Raw genomic sequence first — 2,402 nt, forward strand, 5'->3', positions numbered from 1 at the left:
TGTTAGCGAACAACTTGATGGCTTCGGCTTCAGTCGAGTCGGTAAATAAGGTCGGGATATCTTTCTTCACCGCACCTTCCAGCAGCAACCCGGCAAAGCGCTCGGCACGTTCAGAACGTTCACCAATAACGATACGAGACGGGTGCAGGTTGTCGTATAGAGCTTTACCCTCACGCAGGAATTCAGGGGAGAAGATGATATTATCTGTTCTATATTTTTGACGCATTGATTGAGTAAAACCGACAGGAACTGTCGATTTTATTATCATTAAGGCATCTGGATTTATTTCAATAACATCCTGTATGACTGACTCGACACTGCTAGTATCAAAGTAATTAGTTTTAGGATCGTAGTCTGTTGGGGTTGCAATAATGACAAACTCTGCACTCTGATAAGCGTAGTATTTATCTAGTGTAGCTTCGAATTTTATATCTTTTGATTGCAGATACTGTTCAATTTCTTGATCAACTATCGGAGACATCCGATTATTTAGCATCTCGACACGTGAGGGAACAATGTCCAGAGCAATGACCTTATGTTGTTGGGCGATAAGAAGACTATTTGACAGACCAACATACCCAGTACCAGAAATGGCGATTTTCATTTCATGCTCTCAGTATTATCTTAATATTTAATCATGATGCCGTACATCTTGATAAGAGGATAATGTTTTAACTTTTTTTTGAATATCATGTCAACGAAGGTTAAAACAATTAAGATTTTCTTTATCAGATTACGCCATGAATATTAAGAAAAGATTAAGCAATCAACTTAAATCAATAGAATTCGATGACTAGTCCTGATATAGGTTGACAGGTTTTTGTCTGTCAAGCGCCTTATGAACATCATCGGGCGTTTGTATTTCAGGGCCAGATGCCGCCCTTCATGGTTATAAATTGCCACGGACTCTTTTACCATCATCCGGGCCTGTGCAAGATCCACCGGGCGCGAGAGTAAAAACTTATTTTTCAGTATCCCGCTTATTCGCTCAGCCAGCGCATTCTGGTAGCAGTCGTAACCATCGGTCATTGAACAGGTTATTCCGTTTCACTCATGAACTGACTGATAAAGTACCGAACAGTATTGCAGTCCTCTGTCAGAGTGATGCACCAGAGGACCTGTCGTTTTTCTCCGCCTCAGCGCCTGTCTGAACGCTTTTACCACCTTTTCTGTCTGCAGGTTTTCTTCGAAATGGTAACCCACGATTTTTCTGGAGCAGGTATCGTTGACCAGACTCAGATAGGCCGTGCCGCTGCGTAGTGGAAGGTAAGTTATATCAGCGACCCAGACCTGCTCTGGCTCAAGGGTGGACCTGGTCAGGGCCAGGTTTCAGCAGATTAGGATGCCGGAAAAAGCGATGATGGCTGTTAGTGGTTTTGTGATATGCGCGTTTAACGGGGGACCAGGAGCCGGTATTCACCCAGCAGGTTAAACAGGCGGTCCCGCTCTATAGCCAGTGTTTTACCGGCCTGGGTGTTCAGCAGATAGTGCAGTTTACGCGTACCGATTCGCGGCTGACGGCACCGGGTACGGGCAAAAAAATCAAGAAACTGAGCATGATGCACCTACCGTTTATTACATCTTGTGTTGTACTGGTACCGCGCCTGTCTGCTCTGCCCCAGGAACTGACATGCACACGTAACTGTTATTTTTGGCGCCTGACTTTGCGTGAGGACTTACCGGGCCGCATTTTTACAACACTCGCCCCGTAATCATTTTTCAGGACGTTGATAACGGACTCAACAAACTCAGCATTCTGGTTTGCCAGCTCAAGCTGTTCTTCAAGTTTCCTGATTCTTTGCTCGGGGTAAGTGGGATAGTTGTCTGAGCCACAGGCAATTTCCTCTTCACCGGGTCAGAATGTCCGGAACTCCAGTCAAGTCGGCCATATTTACGCAGCCAGACAAGTACGGTGGAGCGCCCCTGAATGCCATATCGCTGCTGGGCCTGCTTGTAGGTCATCTCGCCTTTTTCAGCCTGCCCGACAACAGCTATTTTAAAGGATAGAGAATAATCACGTTGGATGCGTTTGAACTCAGTCATCATCACGTTCTCCGGATTTAAGTCAGAAACGGGTCAAGATGAGATTAATCACTACCAAACGAATCACAGGTATATACTTTATCGGCAACATCAGCTAATTCTGACACCATGGAGTTAGAAATAATGATATTTGCTTCATTTTTGAACGTATTAAGATCACGCACTACCCGAGAGTGGAAAAATTCGTCCTCTTCCACGACGGGTTCATAAATAATCACGGGCACGAACTTTGCCTTTACGCCAACTACTTTAGGTTGACGGGCAAGAATAGAGTCTGCTATGAAGTCCTTACGCGTACGGTTAGCATCAACGATTGCGCCAATAATGTTATTCGGCACAGATGCATAATTCGCCAACAG

Annotated in this window: 1 protein-coding gene and 2 pseudogenes; all 3 read right to left on the reverse strand. The window is 45.0% G+C overall.

What is annotated here, in order from left to right:
- On the reverse strand, positions 1-604 hold a 604-nt coding region (locus OGY09_RS25180), incomplete at its 3' end, for a UDP-glucose 6-dehydrogenase family protein (protein ID WP_502873211.1).
- Between the two features lie 189 nt (positions 605-793).
- A pseudogene (locus tag OGY09_RS25185) lies at positions 794-2,046 on the reverse strand (IS3 family transposase).
- Between the two features lie 41 nt (positions 2,047-2,087).
- Positions 2,088-2,402, reverse strand: a pseudogene (locus OGY09_RS25190) (UDP-glucose 6-dehydrogenase); the annotation flags it as partial.

The organism is Citrobacter sp. Cpo071 (assembly GCF_030332765.1).
Classification (GTDB): Bacteria; Pseudomonadota; Gammaproteobacteria; order Enterobacterales; family Enterobacteriaceae; genus Citrobacter; species Citrobacter portucalensis.